Origin of the sequence: Paenibacillus radicibacter (genome assembly GCF_024721995.1) — a bacterium.
GTDB lineage: Bacteria > Bacillota > Bacilli > Paenibacillales > NBRC-103111 > Paenibacillus_AM > Paenibacillus_AM radicibacter.
In genome coordinates this window covers 1-26587 of sequence record NZ_JANQBC010000008.1, presented here as the reverse complement: position 1 = coordinate 26587, position 26587 = coordinate 1, and the positions used below count along the sequence as shown (strand labels likewise).

General features: G+C 41.5%; 22 protein-coding genes and 2 pseudogenes. 17 read left to right on the top strand and 7 right to left on the bottom strand.

From position 1 onward, the window contains the following. The first annotated feature begins 422 nt into the window (after positions 1 to 422). The 6 genes from NV379_RS15095 to NV379_RS15070 all read left to right on the top strand — a co-directional run bounded on the left by NV379_RS15095 (position 423) and on the right by NV379_RS15070 (position 7212). Entirely contained in the window at positions 423 to 1655 is a 1233-nt protein-coding gene (locus NV379_RS15095) for an ABC transporter substrate-binding protein (protein ID WP_258208156.1), read from the top strand. A 158-nt stretch (positions 1656 to 1813) separates the two neighbouring features. After that, a complete protein-coding gene (locus NV379_RS15090) occupies positions 1814 to 2755 on the top strand; it encodes a carbohydrate ABC transporter permease (RefSeq protein ID WP_258208155.1) in 942 nt (313 codons plus the stop codon). Further along, on the top strand, positions 2752 to 3573 hold the full coding sequence (locus tag NV379_RS15085) for a carbohydrate ABC transporter permease (RefSeq protein WP_258208154.1): 822 nt from the start codon (positions 2752 to 2754) through the stop codon (positions 3571 to 3573). Before NV379_RS15090 ends, NV379_RS15085 begins: the two co-directional genes overlap by 4 nt. 54 nt (positions 3574 to 3627) lie before the next feature. After that, the gene (locus NV379_RS15080; protein WP_258208153.1) at positions 3628 to 5340 is read left to right on the top strand and encodes an amylo-alpha-1,6-glucosidase; all 1713 of its coding nucleotides are present in this window, start codon (positions 3628 to 3630) and stop codon (positions 5338 to 5340) included. Beyond that, positions 5340 to 6233 carry a DMT family transporter gene (locus NV379_RS15075; protein WP_258208152.1) on the top strand — a complete coding sequence of 298 codons (894 nt, stop codon included), beginning with the start codon at positions 5340 to 5342 and terminating at the stop codon, positions 6231 to 6233. The genes NV379_RS15080 and NV379_RS15075 overlap by 1 nt, the downstream gene beginning before the upstream one ends. After that, on the top strand, positions 6220 to 7212 hold the full coding sequence (locus NV379_RS15070) for a LacI family DNA-binding transcriptional regulator (protein ID WP_258208151.1): 993 nt from the start codon (positions 6220 to 6222) through the stop codon (positions 7210 to 7212). Before NV379_RS15075 ends, NV379_RS15070 begins: the two co-directional genes overlap by 14 nt. A 94-nt stretch (positions 7213 to 7306) precedes the next feature. Here the strand turns inward: NV379_RS15070 and NV379_RS15065 are convergent, their stop codons facing one another. After that, a complete protein-coding gene (locus NV379_RS15065; RefSeq protein WP_258208150.1) occupies positions 7307 to 9145 on the bottom strand; it encodes an ABC transporter substrate-binding protein in 1839 nt (612 codons plus the stop codon). A gap of 106 nt (positions 9146 to 9251) precedes the next feature. Between NV379_RS15065 and NV379_RS15060 the strand changes: the two genes are divergently transcribed. Next, positions 9252 to 10511 (top strand): MDR family MFS transporter, encoded by a 1260-nt coding sequence (locus tag NV379_RS15060; protein WP_258208149.1) that lies wholly within the window; start codon positions 9252 to 9254, stop codon positions 10509 to 10511. 135 nt (positions 10512 to 10646) lie between these two features. Here NV379_RS15060 and NV379_RS15055 read toward each other — a convergent pair whose 3' ends face one another. Further along, complete coding sequence (locus NV379_RS15055) at positions 10647 to 10853, bottom strand: hypothetical protein (protein WP_258208148.1); 207 nt, start codon at positions 10851 to 10853, stop codon at positions 10647 to 10649. 189 nt (positions 10854 to 11042) lie between these two features. Here NV379_RS15055 and NV379_RS15050 point away from each other — a divergent pair, with 189 nt between their 5' ends. The 10 genes from NV379_RS15050 to NV379_RS15005 all read left to right on the top strand — a co-directional run bounded on the left by NV379_RS15050 (position 11043) and on the right by NV379_RS15005 (position 22295). Beyond that, positions 11043 to 12035: a Gfo/Idh/MocA family protein gene (locus tag NV379_RS15050; RefSeq protein ID WP_258208147.1), complete on the top strand. Its 993-nt coding sequence runs from the start codon at positions 11043 to 11045 to the stop codon at positions 12033 to 12035. Between the two features lie 195 nt (positions 12036 to 12230). After that, on the top strand, positions 12231 to 12380 hold the full coding sequence (gene scfA, locus NV379_RS15045; RefSeq protein WP_258208146.1) for a six-cysteine ranthipeptide SCIFF: 150 nt from the start codon (positions 12231 to 12233) through the stop codon (positions 12378 to 12380). A gap of 89 nt (positions 12381 to 12469) precedes the next feature. After that, positions 12470 to 13849: a thioether cross-link-forming SCIFF peptide maturase gene (gene scfB / locus NV379_RS15040; protein ID WP_258208145.1), complete on the top strand. Its 1380-nt coding sequence runs from the start codon at positions 12470 to 12472 to the stop codon at positions 13847 to 13849. A gap of 167 nt (positions 13850 to 14016) precedes the next feature. Further along, positions 14017 to 14925: a methyl-accepting chemotaxis protein gene (locus NV379_RS15035; protein ID WP_258208144.1), complete on the top strand. Its 909-nt coding sequence runs from the start codon at positions 14017 to 14019 to the stop codon at positions 14923 to 14925. A gap of 375 nt (positions 14926 to 15300) precedes the next feature. Then, positions 15301 to 16278, top strand: a complete 978-nt coding sequence (locus tag NV379_RS15030; protein WP_258208143.1) for a LacI family DNA-binding transcriptional regulator — start codon at positions 15301 to 15303, stop codon at positions 16276 to 16278. Between the two features lie 195 nt (positions 16279 to 16473). Beyond that, positions 16474 to 18201, top strand: a complete 1728-nt coding sequence (locus NV379_RS15025; protein WP_258208142.1) for an amidohydrolase family protein — start codon at positions 16474 to 16476, stop codon at positions 18199 to 18201. 38 nt (positions 18202 to 18239) lie between these two features. Next, complete coding sequence (locus tag NV379_RS15020) at positions 18240 to 18929, top strand: YczE/YyaS/YitT family protein (protein ID WP_258208141.1); 690 nt, start codon at positions 18240 to 18242, stop codon at positions 18927 to 18929. A gap of 154 nt (positions 18930 to 19083) precedes the next feature. Further along, positions 19084 to 19896 carry a MurR/RpiR family transcriptional regulator gene (locus tag NV379_RS15015; RefSeq protein WP_258208140.1) on the top strand — a complete coding sequence of 271 codons (813 nt, stop codon included), beginning with the start codon at positions 19084 to 19086 and terminating at the stop codon, positions 19894 to 19896. A gap of 232 nt (positions 19897 to 20128) precedes the next feature. After that, positions 20129 to 21622: a PTS transporter subunit EIIC gene (locus tag NV379_RS15010; protein WP_258208139.1), complete on the top strand. Its 1494-nt coding sequence runs from the start codon at positions 20129 to 20131 to the stop codon at positions 21620 to 21622. Between the two features lie 25 nt (positions 21623 to 21647). Further along, on the top strand, positions 21648 to 22295 hold the full coding sequence (locus NV379_RS15005) for an N-acetylmannosamine-6-phosphate 2-epimerase (RefSeq protein ID WP_258208138.1): 648 nt from the start codon (positions 21648 to 21650) through the stop codon (positions 22293 to 22295). A 184-nt stretch (positions 22296 to 22479) separates the two neighbouring features. On the opposite strand, the pseudogene NV379_RS15000 reads toward NV379_RS15005, so the two are convergent. The 5 genes and pseudogenes from NV379_RS15000 to NV379_RS14980 form a co-directional block, all read right to left on the bottom strand. Continuing rightward, positions 22480 to 23393: pseudogene (locus tag NV379_RS15000) on the bottom strand (phosphotransferase). A gap of 228 nt (positions 23394 to 23621) precedes the next feature. After that, complete coding sequence (locus tag NV379_RS14995; protein ID WP_258208137.1) at positions 23622 to 25118, bottom strand: serine hydrolase domain-containing protein; 1497 nt, start codon at positions 25116 to 25118, stop codon at positions 23622 to 23624. A 17-nt stretch (positions 25119 to 25135) separates the two neighbouring features. Further along, positions 25136 to 25615 carry a DinB family protein gene (locus NV379_RS14990; protein WP_373426119.1) on the bottom strand — a complete coding sequence of 160 codons (480 nt, stop codon included), beginning with the start codon at positions 25613 to 25615 and terminating at the stop codon, positions 25136 to 25138. A gap of 101 nt (positions 25616 to 25716) precedes the next feature. Next, positions 25717 to 25827: pseudogene (locus tag NV379_RS14985) on the bottom strand (helix-turn-helix domain-containing protein); the annotation flags it as partial. Positions 25828 to 25975: 148 nt separating this feature from the next. Next, positions 25976 to 26368, bottom strand: coding sequence for a RidA family protein (locus NV379_RS14980; RefSeq protein WP_258208136.1), 393 nt, complete (start codon positions 26366 to 26368; stop codon positions 25976 to 25978). Between the last annotated feature and the right edge of the window lie 219 nt (positions 26369 to 26587).

Here is a 26587-nt window from a genome sequence, read left to right as displayed (position 1 = left end):
ATTACCCCGAGTAAAATTTATCTTCTTTTATCAAACCCTAAACTATTACTAAGTAAAAATATATATTTTAACTGACTAATTTTAGTCAAAAACAAGAAAAAACCTTAAAACTGTCTCTTTCAAATGATGATAACAACCTAAAAACACACTATTTGCACACAAATGTCGAAAAAACTAAAAATTTGTTAGTAAAAAATATTGATTTTTACTAGATTAAAAAATATAATGAATGCAACATCAACAATTACTGTTTGGTAGCGCTATCAGTACAAAAGTTTTGGGGCTATCTGCAAATTGGGGATGGATTGTCAAAGATAGATTGTAATCGCTTACACAAATGAAGAGGGTTTTGGTTTTTTGCACTTGTATGTTCACAGTTTAGTACAGGATTTAAGATCCAATACAACGAGGGAGTGTTCATCATGCTTAAAGCAAAGAGTAGATCAGTAGTTAGTGCAATCGCACTTACAACACTAGTGTTGTCAGGGTGCGGTGCAGGTGGTACGGGAGATGCTTCAAAAGACGGTCAGAAGTCCCTTCGCTTTGCGACTTGGGATTCTGATGAGAACCTGAAATTACAGCAACAATTAGTAGATAAGTTTAATCTTGCTCATCCAGATATTAAGGTAACGCTGGAAGCTTACGGTAGTGATTATGATACGAAGATCGCTGCTGGTATGGGTGCGAAGGATGCACCAGATGTCATGTACATGTGGAATTACCCTACTTACAAAGAAGCGCTAGAGCCACTTGATAGCTACATCGGGAAAGAAGGCGCAGACTACAAGGGTAACTTCTATGAGGCACTCTGGAACTACAACTCCACAGACGGCAAGACACTAGGTATCCCTGTTGGCTATACGACGCATGTCGTTTACTACAATAAGGACCTATTCGATAAAGCGGGTGTTGCTTATCCAACAAGTGGTTGGACTTGGGATGACCTGCAAAAAACTGCGAAACAATTAAACAATCCTGCGGAGAAGATTAGTGGGTTCGCATTCTCTGGCAAGCCCGATCCATACGATTATGAAATGTACTTATGGGGGAACAAGACTTCTTACGTCGATGAGCAAGGTAAAATAGCTGGAGCTTTGAACGGTCCTAAGTCCGTTGAAGTGTTAACAATGTTCCAGAACATGCTTAAGGATGGATTCGCAATCTCAACAGAAGGAACGGGCTCCACAGAGATGAAATCCGGTAAAGTCGCGATGTTCACGAATGGCGCTTGGTCCATTGGAAGTTTGAGAGAAGCGGGTATTAATTTCGGTGTTGTTGAAATCCCGTCTTACAAGAATGGTACTTCTGCAAGTATCGTTTCCTCGTCTGGTGTATCGATGTCTAATAACTCCAAGAATAAGGAAGCAGCTTGGGAGTTCATCAAATACTGGACAAACGAAGAAAACAATAAAGCACGTATTGACTATGAGCTTCCAGTTTTGAAGAGCGTTGTTACGAATGAAAAGCTAGAGGAAGACAAGTTTAAGAGTGTGTTCTACAGTATGTTAAAGAAGAGTGAAGGCTTCACGCCAACATCCTTCAAAGTAGCGAACTGGAGTGAAATGTCTGAGAAGCTGGCGCTTGTGTTCGAGCAAATCTTTAACCCAAGCACACTCATGGACCCACAGAAAGCATTAGATCAAGCAGCAAAATAACAAGTCCAATATCATCATGGCTCTTTACTAGAATCGCGGGCGTAGTGCAATTTGCTCATAAGTGAACTAGGAGGGGTGCAGCAGCATCCCTCTTCTTATTAGAAGTAAGTAGTCCGAACATCTTTACTAATAGACGCTAGGGTATCGGGAGGTACACTATGGAACAGACCATTAAACCTCATAAACGGGGTAAAAAAATGCAAAAATGGATCCCTTATATGTTCATTTCACCATGGATTGTGGGTATCTTGCTGTTTACGATTGGTCCACTATTCTTCTCACTTGTTATGAGTTTCTTCGATTGGCCGGTAACTTCGGCACCAACGTTCGTTGGATTCGGTAACTACATTAAGATGTTTACTGAAGATCCGCAGTTCTATAAATCGATCGTGATTACGTTTAAGTTCGCCCTCTTTTACGTGCCACTAAGTCTCGTGACATCTTTGATCTTGGCTATGTTGATTTCGTTGCCGATTAAAGGGGTTAAATTTTTCAGAGCGATCTTTTACTTGCCAGCCGTTGTATCGGGTGTTGCTGTATCGATTATTTGGGGCTGGATCTTTAATACGAAGTACGGGATCTTAAACTATGGTTTATCCTTGTTTGGGATTGATGGGCCAAAGTGGCTGGTTGATCCCAAAATGGCGATCATTGCCGTTGTTCTTGCGAGTGCGTGGGGCGTAGGTACGATGATGCTCATTTTCTATACAAACATTAAGAGTATTACACCAGATATGTATGAATCGGCATCCATTGATGGAGCTGGACCGCTACGCCAATTCATTAGCATTACACTTCCGCTTATTACGCCAACCATTTTCTTTAACTTGATTACATCTACGATTGCAGCGCTTCAACAGCTTACGCTCGTGTTGCTACTTACAGCAGGCGGACCGCTGAAATCGACTTACTTCTATGGACTATTCGTGTACAACAATGCATTTAAGCACCACAAGCTTGGCTATGCGAGTGCGAATGCATGGTTCATGTTCATCATCATTTTGTTGCTCACAGCGTTGATTTTCAAATCGTCTAATACGTGGGTGTACTATGAGGATGAAGTCGGTAAGAAAGGCAAAAAGGGAGGTAAGAAGAAATGAAATTAACCAGAGGACATAAGGTTGTTGTCTATATTTTATTAGTCATATTGTCTCTGTACTTCTTATTCCCGTTTCTATGGATGGTGCTTACTGCGCTGAAGTCTGAAGCAGAAGTTCATCAGTATCCGGTCGTGTTCTTCCCAAGTGAAATCCGGTTTGAGAATTTCGCGAATGCGTGGAAGGCGCAGCCATTTGGCTCTTACTTTATGAACTCAGTCACGATTACGGCGCTGACAACGATTGGTCAGATCATATCTTGTTCCTTGATTGCATTCGGTTTTGCTAGATATGATTTTAAATTTAAAAATGGTCTCTTCGTTCTATTACTCGCTACAATGATGATTCCTTGGGACGTTACGATGATTCCACTTTACATGCAGTTTAATATGTTTGGTTGGATCAATACGCTTAAACCGCTTATCGTTCCTTCATTCTTCGGGTCGGCTTACTTCATCTTCTTATTAAGACAATTCTTGATGAACGTTCCGCGAGATTTGGAGCAGGCAGCGAAGATCGATGGAGCGAATGATTTCCAGATTTATTCCAGAATTTTCGTACCGATTATGAAGGCTCCGCTTACGTTAATTGCGGTACTGAATCTCTTGAGTGTATGGAATGATTACTTAGGTCCACTTATCTTCTTGCAAGATCGTACGAAGTACACGCTAGCACTCGGACTAGCATCCTTTAAAGGTATGCATGAGCTGCAGATCATTCCTATTATGGCGATCACAATCATTATGATCATCCCACCAATTATTGCATTCTTCTATGCACAAAAATATATCGTTGAAGGTATCAGTGGCGCCGTGAAATAACGGCGCTTAGGTGCTAATCAGCAAGAAACAGAAGAAAAAAGTTGAGGTGAGCACATGACAAAACCATTTTCCTTAAATATTGCGGATATTCCGTTTAGCCGATTTGGCTCATACTTTGCATTCTCGTACAATGCCAAGGAGCAGCAGCTTCTATTCCGAGATGTACATGGCGGCGACGAAGCGCCTAGCACTTTGTTTGTGATGGAGCTTGTGAAGGGTGAACACGCTGTCGAATATGATATTGATGCAACAGAAACGAAACTGCGTATTGTGCATCGTCAGCAAGAGTCCGAATACGTAGAGATTTGCATCAGTGATGAGAACATTGTTCGTTTCAAAATGAACGGTGTCGCACTGAAACTTACTGCAGTTAAGACACGCTATGATAGCTTCATGCCATACAAAGAGAACAAGTGGGAATACATTGTGTATTCCAAGGAAATTAGACTCATGATCAGCCTGCTTCAAGGAAGCATGGATATTATCGCTCCTTGGAAAATGGTCGGCAACGAGAAGATTGAGCTCTTGTTTAATGAAAATGAACAGCAGTGTGAGTTTGCAGTTGAGAGCTACAAGACGGTGTGGACACCTAAGGAATACGATAGCTATGAAGAAGCGTATGAGCGTGTTGCAAGTCATTATGAACAGTGGCTTACGCAAATGCCGAAGGCAGCAGAGAAGTATGTGGCATCACGTAATCTTGCATCGTATATTACTTGGTCTTGTGTGGTACATCCAGAAGGCCTGCTTAAAGATTACGCGATGTACATGTCGAAGAACTGGATGTTTAACATCTGGAGTTGGGACAACTGCTTTAATGCGATGATGCTAAGTGGCAATCAGCCTGAACTTGCTATGGCACAGCTTGATCTATTCACCCAGTATCAAGACCCGAGCGGTATTTATGCCGATTTCATTAATGATAAGTTCATCTCCTTCAATTGCTGCAAGCCACCAATTCATGCTTGGGCGTTTAAGAAGATGAGAGGAATGAACGAGTGGTTCAACCAGCAAGAAGTAGTGAGCAGAATGTATGACAGCTTGGTAGGTTCAACGAACTTCTGGGTACAGCATCGTCGCCACGACGATCAGACACTGCCAGTTTACACACATGGCAATGATTCCGGTTGGGATAATGCTTCCATTTTCCACGACGGAATGCCAGTAGAAGCACCAGACTTAACCGCTCACTTGATTCGTCAAATGGACATTCTTGCTGAGATGGCTACTGAATTACAGCGTGAAGACGAAGCGGTTCAGTGGAAGAAGCAGGCGGATAAGCTGTATGCACTTCTTATTGATCGATTGTATGCGGACGGACGATTCGTGGCTAGATACGCGCCAGAGAATCGAGTGATTACGAATCAAGATAGCTTAATCTTAATGCTGCCGATTGTAATTGGTTATCGCTTGCCACGTGAAGTGACAGATGTGCTTGTACAGTCACTTGCTGAGCGATTCGAAGCGACATATGGGCTTGCTACAGAGAGCAGCCTTAGTCCTTTGTACAAGGAGAACGGTTACTGGCTTGGACCAATTTGGGCTCCTGTTACGTATTTGTTCATTGATGCTCTAGAGCATAATGGATATAATGAAATGGCGTCTAGAATTGCTGAAAAATTCATGAATATGACGTTGATCGGCGGTATGGCCGAGAATTTCGATCCTTTTAGCGGAAAAGGTCTAGTAGATCCCGCATTTACTTGGACATCCAGCGTATTCCTACTGCTTGCAGAGCAATATCTTGCGGCATCGGAGGCTAGATGATGAGAAAGTATGCAGGTGAAATCGGGCTCCTTCTTGTTGCTATTATTTGGGGTACAGGATTCGTGGCTGCGGCAGTCGCACTTGAATCCATGTCACCTTATCAGGTGATGGCGGTTCGATTCTTGATTGCAGCCTGCTTGATGTCCATTATATTCATGAAACATCTTCGGAAATTGAATCGATCAGTAATTGGAGCAGGCATTGTGCTAGGCATATTCTTGTTCTTTGCCTTTATGCTTCAGACTGTGGGACTGCAGTATACGACACCATCGAAGAATGCATTCCTAACCGCAGTGAATGTCGTTATTGTTCCTTTTATCGGCTATATGCTGTATAAAAGAGGAATTGACAAGTTCGGCATGATCGGTGCGATTCTCGCGATTCTTGGTATTGGCGTGTTATCACTTGAGATGAATATGAGTTTGAATTTCGGTGATGTTCTGACGTTGATCTGTGCGATTAGCTTTGCATTCCATATTTTCTTTACGTGTGAATATGTGAAGAAGCACTCGCCGATTGGACTCACGATTGTTCAGATGATAACAGCGTGTGTCATGTCACTTGTCGTACTTCTATTCCGTGGCGAATCTCTACCACTAAACATGGGTAGTAGTGGTCTTATGGCAGGCGTGTACTTAGGCGTGTTTAGCACCACCATTGCCTACTTACTACAGACGATTTCTCAGAAGTTCACATCGGAGACGAAGGCGGCAATTATTCTAGCGACAGAAGCACTATTCGGTACTTTATTCTCTATCTTGATCCTGCATGAAGTGATTACGATGCGTATGATGATTGGCAGCGTCTTGATCTTAGCAGCGATTCTCATTGCTGAGACTAAACCAAGTTTTTTACAAAAAATAATAAGTAGGCGGTATAATGGCGACTATTAAAGATATTGCTGATATCGCAGGCGTATCCATTGCAACAGTATCTCGTGTACTCAACTATGATGAGACATTAAACGTTACGGATGAAACGAGGCAGCGGGTATTTGAGGCTGCAGAGCAATTGTCTTATCAAGTATCTCATAAGAAAAAAAGAAAAAAGAAATACAAGATTGGGGTCTTCTATTACTATTCACTTGAAGAAGAACTCAACGATACGTACTATCTCTCGATTCGTGTTGCGCTGGAGAAGAAGCTAGAAGCTGAAGGGCTTAAAGTGCATCGCATTCGCAGCACGGATCAACCGGAGCAACTGCGATCACTTGACGGGATTATCTGTCTGGGCTTCTTCGTTCCGGAAGATATTGAGCGTATTAAGAGCTTCCAGAAGCCGACAGTATTCATTGATTCTTCACCGAATGAGGACTTGTTCGACTCGGTTGTCGTCGATTTCCACAAAGCGACGAAGAAGGCACTTGATCACTTCATAGAGCTCGGACATACGAAGATCAGCTTCATTGGCGGTGTAGATAAGGACAAGAACGGAACGCCTTACTACGATTTGCGCCAGAAAGTATTCGAGAGCTATTTGATGGAAAAAGACTTGTATTGTGTAGATTACATTAAGCTTGGCGGATACAATCCGAAGGACGGATATGTGCTGCTTAAAGAATTGCTTCTACTTGATGAGAAACCAACGGCTGTATTCGTAGCGAACGATTCGATTGCGGTAGGCTTGTACAAGGCTTGCTCGGAGCTCGGTTATCGGATTCCAGAAGACATTAGCATTATTGGCTTCAATGATATCTCTACTGCGCAATTCATGGTTCCACCACTTACAACGATTCGTCTTAGCACCGAATTTATGGGTGAGATGGCGGTTTCGATGATGCAAGAGCGTTTGCTAAGTGACCGGGAAATTAGCTTGATGGTGACCGTGCCAACGAAGCTAATTATTCGTGAGAGCGCGATGCGAGTGAAATGAGCAGATTAAAGTAACAGCACCCCCAATGTTAGGGAGATCTAACATTGGGGGTGCTGTTTTTTTCAAGGTGTGACTACTTCAACCTTTCATTTTCTTAATTCCGTAGCCATAACTTGTAATAATCGACCCAACCTTGCGCATTAATGGATACCCCTTCAAGATCAGGCTGTGCAAGCATCGTTATGCGGTTGTGGTACAGGGGGAGATAGCTATGGTGTGATAACAGCTCATTCTCAAATGTTGTCCACCGTTCATATCGTTCACCTTTGCTTTTTATTTGAAAAATTTCCAAAGTGAACTGTTGAACGAGATTGCGTTGCTCGTCGCTAAATTGCATGTGGAGAAGACTGTTCTCGGATTGAAATACATGTAGCAAGGATAACTCTGCATCTTCTCCGATTGTAGCACTGTCGTGAACCAGATCAGCTTCTAGAATCTTTGAGGGATCTAACAATTCCTCAGGTGTTAAGTAGTGTACTGACAGGGGTATTCCATATTTCGCAAATCTCTGCTGAATCCAGGTAGCATCTTCTCTATGATCTGCTTCCATAAACGTATACAGGCGAAGGGATTCACCTTGATACGGAATCTTGGCAAGTAATGCTGTAATCTTCCGTTTCTGTTCATCTAATCCCATTGTTGTTGCATTCAGCTTTATAAGATTTGGCGAGAAAAAGCGGTTGACTGCTTCAGATCGCTCACCCGCTAATTCGTGTACGATGGCAGTCGGATCGAGAATCAAGGAGATCGCATGTCTGAAATCGGGGCTTGATACAATACCGTCCCTATTTTGTTGAAAGCTTAGATAAGTCACATTGCATTCCGTACGGACTGAAGTTCTGTTTGACTCCATTTCGGCTCGACTGTTAGCTTCGAGTGTAAGATTATGCTCCATTGATGGTATATATTGCAGACCATAGGAATTCTCCATTCTATTCTGATCGTCCTTATGTGTCGGCACTACCCAAATTTCTACTCGATCGAGCAGGGCACGCTGACGAAAATAGGACGAAAAAGCTTCTAATACGAGCATGGATTCATCGTTTCGGGTGAGTCGAAATGGACCTGTACCAATGAGTGCAAGTTCACCATTGATCCGATTACGCCCATCAGCACTTGCTTGTACAATGGACAAGTGTGGATTGCTTGAAAGTCGATCGAACCAATAACAAGGGGAATGCAGTTGGAATTGCAACGTATACGCATGGATCACTTCGATATGCGCAATATTCGCTGTCAGCCAGCGATAAGGTGAGCATACAAGCCCCAAACGTTTAAAAGTATAACTTACATCCTGCGCGTCAAGTTCCTTGCCATCATGGAATTGAACACCTTTATGCAGGAAGAACGTCCACGTAAGTCCCTCTTCATCCCTTTCAACATGATGTGCAAGATGAGGTATTACCTTGTTCGTACGTGCATCATATCGAAGCAATGTATCGGTCGTATGCATCACAATATGGTTTTCTGAGCGCAAATACATCTGAGCAGGGTCTATTCTAGTAATTTCGTAATCGATCCTGAGGCGCAGCGTATCATAAGGCTTGTCCTCGTAATGCTCTTGCTGGAAACCGAACTGCGTATCAAACCAATTTTGGAACTTAGCATAGGCATGTGGGAATCTGTGGCGATATTTTTGATGATGGGCGAGTGCAGCTTTAATTTTCCCGGTATAGACGAGTTCTTTAGCTATCTTTACATAGATATCTTCTATTTCATTGCAAAATATGAGCTGCGAGCGATTGCCCCTACCTCTTCCAGGTATCCAACGAATATATCCTTGATCTTCTAGCTTGCGGATAATGAGATTCGCATTGCGCTTCGTGCAACAAAGTAAGTTAGATAATTGCTCGATAGTGATCGTTATTCCTTGCTGCAGTGGAATATTAGAATGGGGTGTGCGAATACGATCGTAATCTTCGAGTAATTGCATAATGTGATTTCCTTTCTGACAAAAGCTGAAAAAAACCTGAGAAATCTCTTCACTTTTTACACTCAACCCCCTGACTTACAATGTGAGAAACAGAGGGGGAATACAGATGAAGAAGATTGCACATACATGGCACTACATCAAGCAAAACTATCATATCACGATACAGATCAGAATGTTCGGTGAATTATTAACGAGTTTGACAAGCTCAATGCTTGCACCATTTTTACTTTTGTATTTACATACGAAGTTAGAAGGTTCTGTTCTATTACCATTAATTATTGTTAGTCTGCAGCCACTTGCTGAGATTGGGGCGACGATTGCTGGGGGAAATATTGCAGATCGCTTCGGAAGAAAACCGATCATACTAGGTGCTCTAGGGATGCAAATCGTTGCGATGGTAGGATTTATGTTTGCAGAATCAATCTGGCTGTTCGCAAGCTTATACATCCTAAATGGTATTGGTCGCTCCTTCTATATTCCAGCAGAGCGTGCTCAAATCGCGGATGTTGTACCTGATGAGAAGCGGGCAGAAGTATATGGTGTACTGAATACACTCGGATATATCGGTCAAGGACTCGGCCCAGTACTAGGGATGATGGTATTTGCCTTCGAGCCAAGCTATGTGTTTGGTATACAGGCTTGCTCACTACTTATTTATTCACTTGTATTTTGGAAAAAGATTGACGAGACAGCACCAGGGGTTGCTAATGAAATACATGAAAATCTTACGAAGACAACAGTGAAAGTAGATTCGTATTTGTCTCATGAACCTACAGATTCAGTGTTCGTGAATTTGAAGCGCTGGATAGGGAATCATCAATTTGTCTTGCTTTTAATGCTGTGCGCCTTGCCAATTAGTTTCTTTTACGCACAGACAGAGACGGTATTCCGACTGCATGTTCAAGCTACATTTGCCGATTATGTGTCGATTATTGCAATACTTGCAACGGTGAAGGCTTGTCTATCTATCGGGCTACAAATTTGGCTAATTAAGAAGACGGAGAAGCTTCCTCTCCAATCGATCATGTTGATCACTTGTCTCTGCTTCATGGTTACGTCCCTATTATATGGATACTCAACTCTACTATGGCCATTAATAGCGGCACAGCTACTATTGACGATCGGAGAGAGTCTTGGACTTACGAGATTACAGCAATACGTAGCTCAAATTGCTCCTGCAACGAAACGAGGGCTATATTTCTCCATCCACGGCACACATTGGGATATTTCTCGCTCAATTGGACCGATTGTTGGGGGTATGATCTTCGTTCAAGCTGGTGGTGCGAGCATTTTCACATTGACAGCGATTTTGTTGGTCGCTTGTTATTTTGCCTATCGATTCGTATTGTCACGGAGGAGTTACTAGTGTCCTTCATCCAATGATGGCGGTTTATTCTATCTTAATGAATCTGTCTGTGTACGGACTGCATCATCCATTTACCATCGATTTTTTTGAAATACATCTTTACTGTACTGCTTGCACCGATATTACTCACATCTGTCATACGACGATATGTGTAACAATGGACTGATAGTTCTTCCGCACTTGCTTTAGGGCTTCAATTTCTTGGTGTAGGTTTGCAATTTCTTGATCTTTTCGTTTCACTAGCTCTTGATGATCAGGACTGCTCGTATTCACTGAACAACCTTGAAGGAGAATGAGGGTCATACCAAGAGCTAGAATGGACATCTTTTGTATACTAATCATCTAACACCTCAAATCCAGATTTATACTGTATGATTATGGAAAATTATACACGATCTGATGTGTGGTGTAATCGATATATTTTTCATTGAAAAATAAATGATTCCTATGTTACGTTAATCGAGAAGTACGATGATTTTCGCTAAAAGTTTTAAGGTGTGGAATTTATAGAAGCGAAAGGAATGGTGACGCATGATTAAGGTAGGTATGATCAGCTTCTGGCATGTACATGCTGGCGACTACGCTAAACTTACAAATGAACATCCTGACACGGAGATTGTAGGCATTTGGGATGAGAATCCAGAGCGTGGAAGACAAGAAGCAGAGAATAGAGGAGTCCCTTTTTACAACACTTTAGAAGAGTTGCTAAGTCAAGATGATATTACGGCTGTCATTGTAGACAGTCCAACAAGTACACATCGTGATGTGATGATTCAAGCTGCGAGAGCTGGAAAGCATATTTTTACGGAAAAAGTACTCGCTCCTACACTTAGAGAAGCAAATGAAATTATACAAGCTGTTCGTGAAGCAGGTGTAAGTCTAACAGTCTCACTTCCAAGACTGTACCATGGGTATACAAAATCGATTATGCAAGTACTGGACAATAAGTGGCTTGGAGAACTCACCCAAGTGCGTGTACGTGTAGCTCATAATGGCGCAATCGCCAATTGGCTACCTGAGCATTTCTATAACAAGAGCGAAACACATGGTGGTGCAATGATTGATCTTGGCTGCCATCCGATGTATTTAACGCGACTATTCCTTGGTGAACCTGATCGTGTGAGTACCCAATATGGCTATGTGACAGGTAGAGAAGTAGAGGATAACGCCATCTCGATTCTAACTTATCCAAGTGGTGCAATCGGTATTGTGGAGACTGGATTTGTTACGCCGCATTCACCTTTTACAATTGAAATACATGGAACAACAGGAACCTTACTATATGGATTCCAAGATGCGGATAAGCTATATGTTCGCAGTTCAACTATTGCTGAAGGGCATATCGAGATTCCTATCGAATCCCCTACGACAAATTCATTCGACATGTGGGTGAACAGCATACATACGGGACTTCGAACAGAATATAACCTTGCAATGGCTATTGACCTGACGAAGTTGATGGAGGCATCCAATCTATCTTGGCAGGAGCAGCGTGTGGTCAAGGTAAGTGAGTTAAAAGCTTAGGTTCGCTCTCATAAGATAATTTAATGATGGTGCTTCGACCACTTCCAACATCATGGAGGTGGTCTTTGCTTATTTTGGAGGGGAAATCATAGTAAGTGTGACCAATTTGATTGTTGCACCACTATATTGCTGATACCATTGTTCAAGCATACATAAGTGAAACTGATCACATTGACAGCAGAGGAGTTAATCATCATGAAGAGAATCGTAACACTAAGTACACGCACACTATTGGAAACGGTAAAATACGGCGGATGCGGTGCATGCCAAACTTCTTGCCAATCCGCATGTAAAACATCCTGTGGTGTTGCCAATCAACGTTGTGAAAATGCAATGAACAAATAAGCAGTATCATTCACCGCCCGTTGAAAGTTAGATGGGCGGCTATTTTTTTGGTCTTAACTTGGTTGGATAAAGGAGTCTGATTAACGAATATGATTCATCAATATCAACTTAACGGATATAACATCGTGCTTGATACCTATAGCGGAGCAGTGCATGTGGTCGATGACTTGGCATATGACATTATCGCGATGTATGAGAGCGTAACGACAGACGAAATCCTGCAGTCTATGCAGGTTAAATATGAACATGATCCTAACATTTCCGAGGAAATTATTCGAGATACGATTAAGGAAATTGGCGGACTTAAAGATAGTGGACAGCTATTTACAAGCGATGCATATGAGAATCTCTCTATGGATTTGAAAAAGAGAAAAACATACGTGAAGGCACTGTGTCTTAATGTTGCGCATACGTGCAATCTATCCTGTGACTATTGCTTCGCTAGTCAAGGTGAGTACAAGGGCGATCGTGCAATCATGAGCTTTGAAGTTGGACAAAAAGCCATTGATTTCTTGTTGGAGAACTCCGGTCATCACCGGAATTTGGACATCGATTTCTTTGGCGGGGAGCCATTAATGGCTTGGAAAGTCGTGAAGCAGATCGTCGCATATGCGAGAAGCCGTGAGAAGGAATATAAGAAGAACTTCCGCTTTACGTTTACGACGAACGGCATGCTGTTAAATGATGAAGTGACGGAGTTCTTGAATCAGGAAATGTACAATGTCGTACTCAGCTTAGATGGAAGACAAGGCGTGCATGATCGACTTCGGAAGACAATTACGGGTAAAGGAAGTTACGAGCATATTGTACCGAAGTTCAAGGAATTTATTGAGAAGCGCGGCGATCAAGAATACTATATTCGGGGTACATATACACGCAACAATGTGGATTTCACGAATGATATTTTCCATATCGCAGACCTTGGCTTTGATAAAATTTCGATGGAACCGGTCATCTGTGATTCTAAGGAACCTTATGCACTTACGGAAGAGGATCTACCAGAGATTTATAATCAATACGAGATTCTTGCTAAGGAAATGATTGAGCGTGGCGAGCAAGGAAGAGGATTTACGTTCTATCATTACATGCTGGATCTCTCAGAAGGTCCATGTATTCAGAAGCGAATCACAGGGTGTGGTTCGGGTACAGAATATCTGGCTGTCACACCTTGGGGAGAGCTGTTCCCTTGCCACCAGTTCGTTGGCGATGAAGCATACAGTATGGGCAATCTCTGGGATGGTGTGACGCGTTCAGATCTAGAATGTCAGTTTAAAGAAAACAACTGCTATTCAAAGCCTGAGTGTAAGGATTGTTGGGCGAAGCTTTACTGCAGCGGTGGCTGTCCTGCCAATGCCTTGCATGCAACAGGATCAATTAGCGGTATCCATGAATTTAGTTGTGACGTCTTCCGTAAGCGGGTTGAATGTTCCATGATGACGAAGATTGCAGAGACGATTCGAGAGATGTAGGAGCACTTCCTAGAGTTTATCATTTGAAATGATCCCTATAGAGTGGACACTTTAACAAAAGGTGTATACACTATGGGGATTTTGTTCTTTAACATTATTTGCTATGATGAGAAGCGGTGCGTAGAGAGGTATTTGAACGAAGTGAATGTAGGAGGACGAGGGGAATAATGGCAATACATACGAAGCAAGTCTTAAACGACAAAGCGGTACTTGCTGCTTTAGAGCAATCGCTTGCGATGATTGAATTTAATACGCAGGGAGAAGTGCTGTGGGCAAATGAGAATTTTGCACATGCAATGGAATACACTTTATCCGAGTTAGTTGGTGTACATCATAGGCAATTTTGTACGGATGATTATGCGAGTAGTTCCGATTATCTGACGTTTTGGCATAACCTAAGAAGTGGCAAAATGTTTCAAGAAAAAATCATTCGTGTATCTAAGACCCAAAAAATGCTTAATCTTGAAGCCACCTATATGCCTATTCTAGATGAAGAGGGTCAAGTAGTGGCAGTCCTAAAAGTAGCAACTGATATAACAGAACGAGAAGTTGCGAAAGCCCAAGTATCAAGTGAACTTAAAAAAATGTCAGAAGAATTGTTTACCCGTACGCAGGATGGAATAACACGTAATCAACAGGTTGCTTCGGTAATTGCTCATCTCGTGGAAGATAATGAGCAAAGTCTAGTCTATCTTCATGACTTAGAACAGCAGAACATAGCTGTCCGCCGTATCGTAGAGACGATTAGGGGCTTTGCATCACATACCAATTTACTTGCCTTAAACGCTGCGATTGAAGCGGCACACGCAGGGGAGTATGGACGAGGTTTTAATGTTGTAGCCACTGAAGTTCGGAAGTTGGCGAAGAACGTTAGTGAAGCTGCACAGGAGATCCAAGCGACCATCGAAGGCATTTCCAAGCATATTGATCGAGTCAGTCAAAGCACAAAAACCTCTCAAAGTGCAATTGTCAATAGTCAAAGTCAGATTCAGCTAGTGGTAGAAGAGTTCACAGGGATTAGCAAAGCTGTTGGCAAGCTAGATGATCAAGCTAAGACATTAGGCCAAATGTTATAACAATAGATGGAATAAAATTAGCGTCCAACTCCTTCAATTTGCTAAAAGCGGAAGGGAATCGGACGCTTATTCGTTTGTCTTGTTATTTTTATTATGAATCGTTCGTAAAGCCTGACTTAAATCTTCAATAATATCATTAACATCTTCTAAGCCTACCGAGATTCGGATATTGGTTGATGCTTAAGCTGGGTCTTGTTGCTTCCATCACATTTTACGTAACACTAAATACATATCTAAAGTTTATAGACAGCACTTAACACTTAAATAATAGAATTTTCTTGCAAGCGCTTTAATACCATGCTATGATGTTCCCATCAACAGGTTAATCGATTAACTAAATGCGTTTAACTTGGCTTTTATAGCAAGGAGGTCCCGATGGTTACACTTAAGGATATTGCGAAACACGCAAATGTAAGCGCTTGTACGGTGTCGAGATTCTTAAATTCCGATATCGTCGTGAAAAAAGAAACCGAGGCGAAGATCCAGCTTGCGATTAAAGAGCTAGGTTACGTACCGAACGTTGTTGCGAAAGCACTCAAGCGTCGGGAGACGTTCAATATCGCGGTCATTCTGCCGAAGATTAACAATCAGTATTATTCCGAAATGACTTCTGGCATTAGCCAGACACTGGGTAAGCATCACTACAATTTATTCATATACGAAGTCGACAATCTGAAGCTTAGTGAAGATGAAATTCTTCAACTCATGCGAGAGAATATGATCGCAGGTATTATCTTTATCGGGTTATTCTCGGATATGTCCTTTAAGGAAAGTATTCAGGATGTGGTGGGCTGGAAAATTCCGGTGGTGTACGCGAACAGACGGATTGCCTATAACGGCTTCCCGCTCGTGTATCCGGATATGGTTCAAGCAAGTAAACTTGCGACTGAGCATCTACTAGCCAAAGGAAAGAATCGCATTGCATTCGTACATAAGCATTTGCCGAATGATTTACTTGCTTACTTTGAAGAAGGCTACCGACAAGCAAGCAACAATGAGCAAGGACCGATCATTCTTAAAGTGGATAATGGGATGGATTTATCCCAAGATTGTATCCCAATGCTGCTTGAGCGTAACATCGACGGTGTGTTTGTCCTTAACGAGATGCTTGCTGCACATCTGACGAAGGCACTTGTTAAAGCGGACGTACAGATTGCGGATGATATAGCGGTTGTGAGCTTGGGGAATTCAATCATTTCACAAATTTCCAGTCCAGAGCTGACTTGTATTGATTTGCAAGACCGAGAACTCGGGATTCAAAGTGCTGAGATTATTCTTAGCCAAATCCGCAAACAAGCGTATGAACCGGTAACGGTGCTTGAACCTATTATTGTAGAACGTAACTCTGCTTGATAAGTTTTGAAGAATGATTGCTTATCAGGCAGAATATCTTTTTCAGTTTTAGTTAATCGTTTAACCAAATGTAACGATTATATATTTTTCAACATTAGTTAAACGATTAACTAGATCTAATCTAACTCAAATTAACGTTAAGAATGAGCCTCACCGCTCTACTTATAAAATGACAAAAGAAAGGGAGCATTACACATGAAACTTACAGCAGTGAACCATCTGGATAAAGTCCACACGATTTTTGACATTTTAAACGGCAAGTATGAAGCAGATCTTCTTCTTAAGAACTTGAACATCTTGGACGTACACGGAGAAACCGTCTACCAAGGTTCGATTCTCGTCTATGACAAACGAATTGTTGCACTTAATCCCGATGAATCTATAATCAAAGTGAAAGAAGTATTCGACGGCAAAGGGTTATATGCGATTCCAGGCTTAATTGATGCGCATCTACACTTTGAATCACAGCTTGCGAATCCGACTGCACTAGCAGAAGCGATGGTTCCTTGTGGAACGACAACGATTTATGCGGAGTGCTTGGATCTACTAAGTGCAGCAGGTGAGGATGGAATTGAAGCAGCGAAGAGCTTATTCCAAGATTACGATAAACTGCCTTACAGATTGTATGCGTTTGCACCGGGTAAGAAGGTAGCCGCACATGTAACAAAAGCAGTACTAGATATGGAACCGGTCATCGGATTAGGTGAGTTTGAGCATTTCACATACAGCTCAGGCGATGAAGATGATTTCCACAAAGCAGCATGGGTGAGAGAAAAGGGCGGATTTATTAACGGACATTGGGGTGTAACTGCTCTTTCCGATATGATCTTGAATTACTTGCCAGCCATTGGCGTATCGAACAACCATGATGTATGGAATGTGAACGATATTGAGAAGAGCATTCGTTATGGTTTTGCAACACAAATCAAGTTCGGTGTCGGCAGCAGTGAAGTGATTAAGAATTTACTTCGTGCGATCGTAGACCGTAAGTTCCCGACAGATAACTTTATGTTATGTACGGACAACATCTCGATTGAGCGCTTGCAGAAGATGGGGCATATGGACTGGATTATCTCGCTATGTGCAGAGATGGGGATTAGTCCGATCAAGGCGATTAAGATGGCTTCCTACAATGCGGCGAAGTCGTTCCATATGGAAGATCAGATTGGTTCATTGACACCTGGACGCTTCGCAGATATCGTTCTAACAGACAGCTTGTCTAAGATTAATCCGCTATACGTATTTAAAGATGGTGAACTGATTGCCAAAGACAAGAAGTTACTTAAGAATGCGGAGATCGACTACTCCGGTATGTGTACGAAGGGTGTAAGAGGTCTTGAAGACTTACAGCCGGAAGAGCTGGATATTGTACCGCTAGAAGTGTCGGAAGATGGTACGAAGGCGAAAGTGTATATGTTCGACGTATATGGTCGTGGTCATGCGAAATTCTACCAAGAAATTTGGGTTCCGATCCATAATGGTAAGATCGTACCTGAGCATGAAGGTGAGAAATTAAGCCGTTTGTCTGTAGTTCAGCGTTATGCCAGTGACAAACGACATGTTGTAAGCGGTTTATTTAAAGGGGTATACGTAGAAAGCGGTGCAGTAGCGACATTCTGGCCAGCTCCGACTCCTTATTTCGTAGCAGTGGGACAAGAAAGTGACGAGATGTGCTACTGTTTGAAAGAAGTGGACCAATACTCAGGCGCATGTATCGTTACCGAGAACAAGGCGATTAAGAGTGTGATGCCTCTTGAAATTCACGGGGTTATGGCGAACATGACCGTGGATGAACTTACAGCAAGTGCGGCAAGCATTGACGCTGCGTTAGAACAATTGGGTAACCGTAATGAAGGCGAGCCTGTTGTGAACAAGCTTCTTAGTCTATTTATTTCTCTTCATCGTTTCCGCTTCATGGAATAATATTAAATTCTAATTTTCTATGGAAAGAGTGAGGATATATGCAACCTAATAGCGCAATTGCAATGTCTAGCGGCAGTTTAACGAAGAGATGGATCGTTTATTTAGTTGGTATTTATATATTAACTTTAGGTATTAGCTTAGCTATTCGAGCAGGTATTGGTATTTCACCTCAGAGCAGTTTGACGCGAACGATGACCGTTATTTTCCCTGCACTTAGTCAAGGAACTTACTCTTTCCTATTGGAACTTATCATGTTGGTGCTTGCGTACGTTGTTGCGCCGAAAAAATTCAAAATTACGTTTATTGCGGGATTAATTCCGGCACTAGCACTTAGTATTTTCTTGGATTTTAACTTAGGGTTAACGAGCTTCATCAAGCTAGATGTGTATTATACGAAATTCATTCTTCTTGCCATTGGTGATGCCTTCTTAGCTTTCGGTTTATATCTCATGATTCAAGCGAATCTCGTACTGATTCCGGTAGACTTGTTCGTAAACACAGTAGTGAACAAGTTCGGCAAGAAGTGGGGGAACGTGAAGACGGTGTTTGATTGTTCCTTACTTGTCGTGTCGGCTTGTATCGGTCTCTTGTTCTTGGCTGAAGTTAAATTCATCCGTGAAGGTACGATCATCAATGCGATCTTAGTCGGTCAATACATTCGCTTGTACACATACTTGTTCAATAAACGTAAAGCTTCACAGACGCACGAGAATACAATTAAATCTTAAGTTTGACTTGTAAAATAGGATGCCCGCTTTCTAAAGCTTATACAGCTTAGAAGCGGGCATTTTGTATTGCGACACGAACTATCCGCTCGCGTTAGAAAAGTTGAATCGAGCCCTGCTTTTTGCTACAATTCTTGGATGGTGGTGATGAATTCTAGTGGATATTCTTATGGTTATTCAGCAGTTATATCCGAAGTTCTCGAAGAAAGAACAGTTGATAGCCAATTACATTCTTCAAGCGGGTAAAGAAATTAAGAACATGAATATATCTGTCCTGGCAAGCCATGTAGGTGTATCGAACGGGACGATCACACACTTTTGCAAGAAGATCGGCTGCAACAATTTTGCGGATCTGAAAGTGCAGTTAGGTGGACTTAGTCATGCAACGACTCCAGCGACAGAGGATGATATTCTGGCGCAAGTATATAACTTCTATCAAGCGGTGATTGAGCGTTCGAATCAGTTGATGGATATTAAATTTTTGCATCGGATGGCTGGACAAATCACGAAAGCATCGCGAATTTTCATATACGGAATTGGAAGTTCAGGGCTTACAGCTAATGAAATGATGCTGCGCTTACTGCGGATGGGCTTTAACGTGCAGAGTATTACGGACTCCCATCTTATGCTTATTAACAGCTCACTTGTTAACGAGAATGACTTGGTCATTGCGATCTCGACTTCCGGCGAAACACCTGTAATCGTAGATGCGACGCGCATTGCGAAGAACAACAATGCCAAGGTGATCTGCTTTACGAGCTTCTCAGAAAGTACACTTGCCCAGCAAGTAGATTCGTATATTCTAGTGTCGAATACACTTTTCATTGATAAAGAAAGATTCGTGAACAGTCAGTTTTCGGTGATGTATGCGTTCGACATGCTATGTATGATCTTGCTCTCGAATGAAGACCTGAATCGCCGCATGCAAATGACAATTCATACCATTTTGGAACATAATAAGAAGGAATAGTTACCCAATTATTTTCATACCAGTAAGACTTAGAAAGCGTACTAAATGTACGTTTTGTAAAGCGCTTACTGGTATTTTTTTGTGTTTTTATGGAAAAATAACGTTATGAAAGCGGTTGATACCATTAAATATTTAAAATTATTTTAGAGAAAAGGTATTTACTATAATTATTTTATGCTATACAATGAGCGTATCAAAGGGAAGTACATGATTTACAAGGAGGAAAATTCTCATGTTTAAACAATTGCAAAAGCTGGGCAAGGCATTTATGTTACCGATTGCAATCCTGCCTGCTGCTGGTTTGCTTCTCGGAATTGGTGGTGCATTATCGAATGCGAATACGGTTGCAGCTTACCCAGTTCTGAATACACCATTCTTACAAGCTATATTCCAAATTATGTCCGCTGCAGGTAATGTCGTCTTTGCTAACTTAGCACTCATCATGTGTATTGGTTTAGCTGTCGGTCTTGCGAAGAAAGATAAAGGTACTGCTGCACTTGCAGCGGCTGTTGCTTTCTTGGTAATGAACGCATCCATCGGTTCGATGATCACAATCTTTAGTCCCGATGTAAAATCGATCGATACAGGTGTTGTCGGTGCGATCGTAATCGGCTGCTTGGTGACTTACTTAAATAATCGTTACAGAGGCATTCAATTGCCATCATTCCTCGGCTTCTTCGGGGGTTCACGTTTCATTCCAATTATTTCATCATTTACAGCAATCTTCGTTGGTGCGATCTTCTTCTTGATCTGGCCAACATTCCAAGGCTGGCTCGTTTCAGCAGGAACTGCAATCGCTAGCATGGGTTATATTGGAACATTCTTCTATGGATTCTTGCTTCGTCTAACTGGTGCTGTTGGTCTTCACCACATGATTTATCCGATGTTCTGGTTCACAGAACTTGGCGGTGTAGCAACAGTTGCAGGTCAGCAAGTTGTTGGTGCACAGAAGATTTTCTTCGCAGAGCTTGCAGATCCGAACCATGTTGGATTGTTCTCTGAAGGAACTCGCTTCTTCGCAGGTCGTTTTGCAACGATGATGTTCGGTCTTCCAGCGGCGTGTCTTGCAATGTACCACTGTGTGCCGGCAAATCGTCGTAAGTTAGTATTCGGTTTGTTCTTAAGTGGTGCGCTTACTTCTTTCTTAACAGGTATTACAGAGCCGATCGAGTTCATGTTCTTGTTCGTCGCTCCTTGGTTGTATGTGGTTCACGCATTCCTAGATGGTCTATCCTTCATGCTTGCAGATATGTTATCCATCCGCATTGGTAACACGTTCTCTGGTGGTGCGATCGACTTCATGTTGTTCGGTGTGTTGCAAGGCAACGACAAGACAAACTGGATTTATGTCATTATCTTAGGTCTAATCTGGGCTGTTATTTACTACTTCTTATTCCGCTTCTTGATCAAAAAGTTCAACGTTGGAACGCCGGGTCGTGAAAGCGATGGAGAAGAAGTTGCAGTTCAGACGAAAGACAGCATTTATGACACAGCAATGAAAGTTCTTGTTGCACTTGGTGGTAAAGAAAACTTAGAAGACGTTGACGCATGTATTACACGCCTACGTGTTGCAGTTAAAGATGTATCTAAAGTAGATAAAGACAGAATCAAAGAACTCGGTGCAACAGCGGTACTTGAAGTATCTGGTGGTGGTATCCAAGCGATCTTTGGCGCTAAAGCTGACTTAATCAAACAGAAGATTAACGAGGCAATCGGAGAAGAGTAAAACAAGCATCAAGGAGGAACATACTGTGAATAGAGGACTAATTGTATCTTGCCAAGCCCTTCCGGAAGAGCCGCTTCATAGCCCCTTTATTATGGGACGCATGGCAATTGCAGCTGTAGAAGGCGGTGCGGTAGGTATCCGCGCCAATAGTGTTGCAGACATTGAAGAAATTAAGAAGAATGTAAACTTGCCGATTATCGGGATTATCAAGCAAGAGTATCCTGATAAACAATCTTTCATTACAGCAACAATGACGGAAGTCGATGCGTTAGCCGCAGCTGGCGTTGAAATTATCGCGGTACAAGCGACAATGGATCAAGAGGACGAATTCTTGCAATCCTTGTTCGTAAAATATCCGAATCAAAAATTCATGGCTGACATTTCAACCGCAGAAGAGGGACTGCGTGCTGACCGTCTTGGCTTCCACTATATTGGAACAACTCTTATTAACTACACACCGCAATCTCAAGGTATTGAGAAATTCGATGTGCTTGAAGAGTTAATTGCGAAGTGTAAGAAGCCTGTCATTGCAGAAGGTAACTTCAATACACCGGAACAAGCTGCTCGTGCACTTGAGATGGGCGCATATAGCGTCGTAGTCGGCAGTGCGATTACAAGGCCGCAGATCATTACCAAATGGTTCGCGGATGCGGTTAATGGCGTAGTGAAATAAGAGATAAATAAACAATTGGATAGGGTGAGAAAGCAGTGGAATCCGAACGGAAGGATTCCACTGCTTTTCTTTCTATATGGCTATGTTAAATTCTAATGTTGATGTGTGACCAAAAGGAAACCGCCTTTGTGAAAAGGCGGTTAATTGAGTTATCGTGTCCTGTTAGCGCAACGAAATAATGAGCCTAATCCGACAGTGCCCGCATGATGTTGGATTTCGCCTCTGCCGCAATCGCTTCATTCCCGTCATCGACCGCTTGCATTAAGATTATTATGGGGATGTATACCGCGATCAGCCGCGCCAGCAGCTTCGTTTCCTCGTCCGCTCCTCCGTACGTTTCGAAAAACACGCCGCGAGCGTAAGGTGGTAAAAAGCTATAAGCAACGCTCAAATCGCAAGCCGGATGGCCTACGCTCAGATCGCCCCAATCAATGATGCCGGAAACGATCCCGTTCTCATTCAAAGCATATTTTTGAAATGAAGATCGCCATGTAGTAGTGCATTCACCGCCTCGACACGGTCCTTTTGCAGCCTGCTAATATACGCTTCGATCACACCGGACTCCTCCGGCGACTAGTGTTCAACCACCTTTGATAGAAAGCCCTCCAATTTCACTTTGCGCGATGCTATGTCCGTCAAGTTTCGATGATCTTGTTGAACTCCGCACTTCAGCGCCACCTGCACTGGAAACTCATGCAATCTCCGCAAAAATTTCGCCAGCGTCTCTGCCGATAAAGCCCGGCGTTCTTCCGTCAAACCGATTGGGAAATCTCCTGGCACGTAGGCATAGCCAAGAAATGGTGCCGGGTATTCGTCACTTGCTTCGCCATAAAACAACGGTTTCGGATAGGGGATGGTCATATATGCCTCCAGCTTCGGCAGCAGCTTCCCTTCCATACGAATCGAGCCAACTGCAATCGTTCTTCTTGGAAACCGGAACACGTACTCGCCACCGATGAGAAAAACCGTATTGTCCCAGCCCCAGTCTAATCGCTTCACTTGCTTCGATGACAGCTGAGGGAATTGTCTGCCGATCAGCGTCCGCGCCTGCTCTTCGTTAACCTCCCACTCCGCATCCCATACATTCGTTCCTCCCATGAATTGTTTGCCTCTTCGTTCCTTACGTTATTTAGATGTTTACATTCCCTGGAAGTTACGCATAACTGCCAATTAGCGTAACACGGCTGCCGATCCGTGTCGGCAGCCGTGTCTTAGTTATCTATTAAGCTATAGTGTCCCGCTAGTTTAATATTATCAATCCTTACCCTCTGGTTTGCTCCAAACTTCAATGAAATTACCATCCAGGTCAAAACGCCCCATATTTTTTTATAAACTTCTTCTAATTAATACTATTTTTTTAATATTAATAGTAATCGATAGAATGAAATTGATAGCAGCAAGACCCATCCAAAGAAATACTGAATACGACATCCACACCCTTATCATATAATAATTAAAGTTGAATAGAAAAGGCCAAATGAATACCAATACCAAAAATATAATACTTAAGATAAGTCTGACACGACTTCCAATTAACTTGCTGACTCTTGTCTTTTCATCTTTAATGTTTAGTTCTATTCCTCTAACTAGTTTAATTGCCTTAAGACATAAGTTAACGACTGCTACGATGACTAATAATGAAAATATCAAATCAGTTAATACATGAACGTCATCATAATTATATTTTTTCATAGGATTTCCATTTATATTTTCATATATATTATTAGCAATTTGCAATGGAGCATTTGAATCCATATTAGCCAACACAAATATGGCCTGCTGCTTTTCTAAATCAATAATAACATGTGAGGAATAATTAGGATTAGCGCCACTATGGCTAACAACTCTACTTTTAGTATCAATACTCCATCCGAATGAATAGTATTGATTTTCATCTTCATATCCAGCGGTTTGTTCTTCGACTTGATGAGATCGTTGTATAGCATTCATTAGATTATCAGGTATATCGCCTATCCCCATTTGGGCATTAACCCAGCGTTCTAAATCCTTTAAATTAGTTACCAAATATCCTGCAGCAATATTTCCATAATATCTTGGGGCATTATATTCTAAGTCCTTACCAAAAAATACACGATAACCTTTGGTAAGTTTATCAGATTCCTTCTCCTGACCTGTTGAAAAATAACTGTCAGTCATTCCTAAAGGAACCAGTATATTTTCAGTTATGTAATCCTGATAACGTTTACCTGTAACTTTTTCAATAATCATCGCTAAAATATCATAATTAACGGTAGCATAATTATATGCTGTCCCAGGATACGTATCTAAAGCAATGTCTGAAATATTATGTATAGTTTTTTCAAGCATATCCTCCGTAGTACCTTCAGGAATTAACTGAATACTCCACGGTGGGATTCCACTTGTATGAGCTAACAACTGATTAATAGTAATATCACTCTTCACACTCTTAAAAGTTGGCTCAAACGACGGAAGATAATCTGAAATAGAATCTGAATAAGATAAGTAACCCTCATCTCCTAATAAAACTATGGCCAAAGCCGTAAATGCCTTGGTAGTCGATCCCAATTCAAACAATGATTCTTCACTAACCCTTTTCTTATTCTTAACATCTGCATATCCGTAATTCTTATATTCTGTCTTGCCCTGCTTTGATAATACCACTGCTACTCCTGGAGTGGCTGATTTGGACATTACGGTTTTCACCATATCATCTGCATTATCATAATTTCCTATCCTTATCAAAGCTCCAAGTTCATTCCAACAAACTATAGAAGTAATGATCACGATAAGCAGAATGACACATATTGTTGATGAACCTGTTTTACTTCGTATTTTCTTCAATGTAATCCTCCCAATTGTTAGTCATCTAAAATATTGTATACCATTACTTCCCTACTTACGACATCTAGCGAACAAAGGGGCGTAGCCCGCAGCATAGATACGGTGTATTCGAAGGAACCTTCATTAGCTCGAATTTGTTTTTTTAGCAACATGATTTGTCCGATATGATATGCATTATGAATACTCAAATTAGAAACAACTTCCCACCAAGGAGCATTAAAATATTCTGGAAGTTGTTGTAAGATTTTTTTCATTTCTTCTAAAACAGTTCTCCAATCGCTAAAAACAATCTCAAGTCTTGTTAATGTATTCCTCCAGCCAAAATCGTTCAAATGATCTGGAGTCAAAGAAAATGTTTCATCATTGTTAATTGCATTATTCAATACAATTTCTCCAGCCTTAAAGCGTTCAAGCCAGTTTTCATTGCAGGAAACAAGATGATTCACGATTGACCATATGGTTTGTTTATTCTCATTCTCAGTAATTGCTTCTTTCACGGTTAAATCTGCCAGTATATCCGCACTCGCGAACTTTTGAACTAACCTGCCCGTTAGCGTAACACGGCTGCCGATCCATGTCGGCAGCCGTGTCTAGGTTATGATGGTAATAGTGAAATACCTTTGTTATATCTATGTAGTAGAGGAGTTTCTAACTCTTGTTCTAATCTTTTAATTCTTTCAGTTATAATTGGTTGAACATAACCTAGTTCTCAAAGTCTGAACACTTATAAAAAAGATTGATAAGAAATCCTGTTAGTTAAAGTTTCTTGTTCTACTAACGGTGCAGGTTAACTCAAGTAGAAACAAGAACAGAATATGACAAAAAAGGAACAGTAAAACACTGTTCCTTTTTTGTCATTAAGTTTCAGCACACCATAGTTCAATTTCTATTTTTAATTCAGGCAATCCTAATGCTGTTATATATGCAATTGTCATTGATGGGAATTCATTATCAAAAAACTTATTCCATTTAAGGTCGAAATAATCCCAATCTATTTCTTCAGTCGCCCAGATATTAACCTTAATAACATTTTTTTGAGACAACCCCTCTGATTCAAGAACCTTTTTCATGTTTGCAAAAGTATTAGTTATTTGATCGTTTAAACTCTTCGGAACATTGCCTTTCATATCTGTTCCTACTTGACCTGATGTTACTATTAAGGCTGCCCCTTTAGGCACTCTAGTGATATGACTGTAGTCACCTACTGGTTTTGGCATTAGCTTAGGGTTTTTTCTAATAATTTCTTTCATAATATTACCTCACTCGTTATAAATTTTCTGCATATCTTCTTAAATAATTAGGCAGACTCCACCAATTACTATTTTTCTAAAAGAAAACTGCAGTAGAGTACCCATAACCCATAGATAAAAGCACAAGTATTCTCTTTTTCATGGTATGGACACTCCCTTTCTTTATAATGTAAGTAAAAGTATATATTAGATAATTGGTAATAGTTTTTATAGAATTAA